The sequence below is a fragment of the uncultured Pseudokineococcus sp. genome, assembly GCF_947495735.1.
Classification (GTDB): Bacteria; Actinomycetota; Actinomycetes; order Actinomycetales; family Quadrisphaeraceae; genus Pseudokineococcus.
Genome location: NZ_CANMAA010000038.1, coordinates 1 through 1390, shown reverse-complemented (window position 1 = coordinate 1390; position 1390 = coordinate 1). Strand labels below are relative to the sequence as shown.

1 rRNA gene is annotated in these 1390 nt (G+C 57.3%); it reads left to right on the top strand.

Features of this window, described 5'->3' with window-relative positions:
- Positions 1-1389, top strand: a 23S ribosomal RNA gene (locus Q0848_RS18875); the annotation flags it as partial.
- Position 1390: the final 1 nt, after the last annotated feature.

The window sequence follows — 1390 nt, the reverse complement described above, 5'->3', positions numbered from 1 at the left end:
GAGCCTGAGACCTGATAGTGAGCGCGTATGCGCGAAGTGAGTGATCCCATGCTGCCTAGAAAAGCCTCGGCGCGAGGTTCGAGCCGCCCGTACCCCAAACCGACTCAGGTGATCAGGTAGAGAATACCAAGGCGATCGAGTGAATCGTGGTTAAGGAACTCGGCAAAATGCCCCCGTAACTTCGGGAGAAGGGGGGCCGATCGGGTGAGGCCGCTAGCCGGCTCAGCCTGTGAGGCCGCAGAGACCAGGGAGAAGCGACTGTTTACTAAAAACACAGGTCCGTGCGAAGTCGCAAGACGATGTATACGGACTGACGCCTGCCCGGTGCTGGAACGTTAAGGGGACCGGTTAGCCTCACGGCGAAGCTGAGAACTTAAGCGCCAGTAAACGGCGGTGGTAACTATAACCATCCTAAGGTAGCGAAATTCCTTGTCGGGTAAGTTCCGACCTGCACGAATGGCGTAACGACTTCTCCGCTGTCTCAACCGCGAACTCGGCGAAATTGCACTACGAGTAAAGATGCTCGTTACGCGCAGCAGGACGGAAAGACCCCGGGACCTTCACTATAGTTTGGTATTGGTGTCTGGTGTGGCTTGTGTAGGATAGGTGGGAGACTGTGAAGCGGGCACGCCAGTGCTGGTGGAGTCGACGTTGAAATACCACTCTGGTCATACTGGGTATCTAACTTCGGTCCGTGATCCGGATCAGGGACAGTGCCTGATGGGTAGTTTAACTGGGGCGGTTGCCTCCTAAAGTGTAACGGAGGCGCTCAAAGGTTCCCTCAGCCTGGTTGGTAATCAGGTGTTGAGTGCAAGTGCACAAGGGAGCTTGACTGCGAGACTGACGGGTCGAGCAGGGACGAAAGTCGGAACTAGTGACCCGGCCGTGGTGTGTGGAAACGCGGTCGCTCAACGGATAAAAGGTACCCCGGGGATAACAGGCTGATCTTGCCCAAGAGTCCATATCGACGGCATGGTTTGGCACCTCGATGTCGGCTCGTCGCATCCTGGGGCTGGAGTAGGTCCCAAGGGTTGGGCTGTTCGCCCATTAAAGCGGTACGCGAGCTGGGTTTAGAACGTCGTGAGACAGTTCGGTCCCTATCCGCTGCGCGCGTCGGAGACTTGAGAAGGGCTGTCCCTAGTACGAGAGGACCGGGACGGACGAACCTCTGGTGTGCCAGTTGTCCTGCCAAGGGCATGGCTGGTTGGCTACGTTCGGGAGGGATAACCGCTGAAGGCATCTAAGCGGGAAGCCTGCTTCGAGATGAGGTCTCCTTGCCACTTCGGGTGGTGTGAGGCTCCCAGGTAGACCACTGGGTTGATAGGCCGGATGTGGAAGCGGGGTAACTCGTGGAGCTGACCGGTACTAATATGCCGATGGCTTGACCACT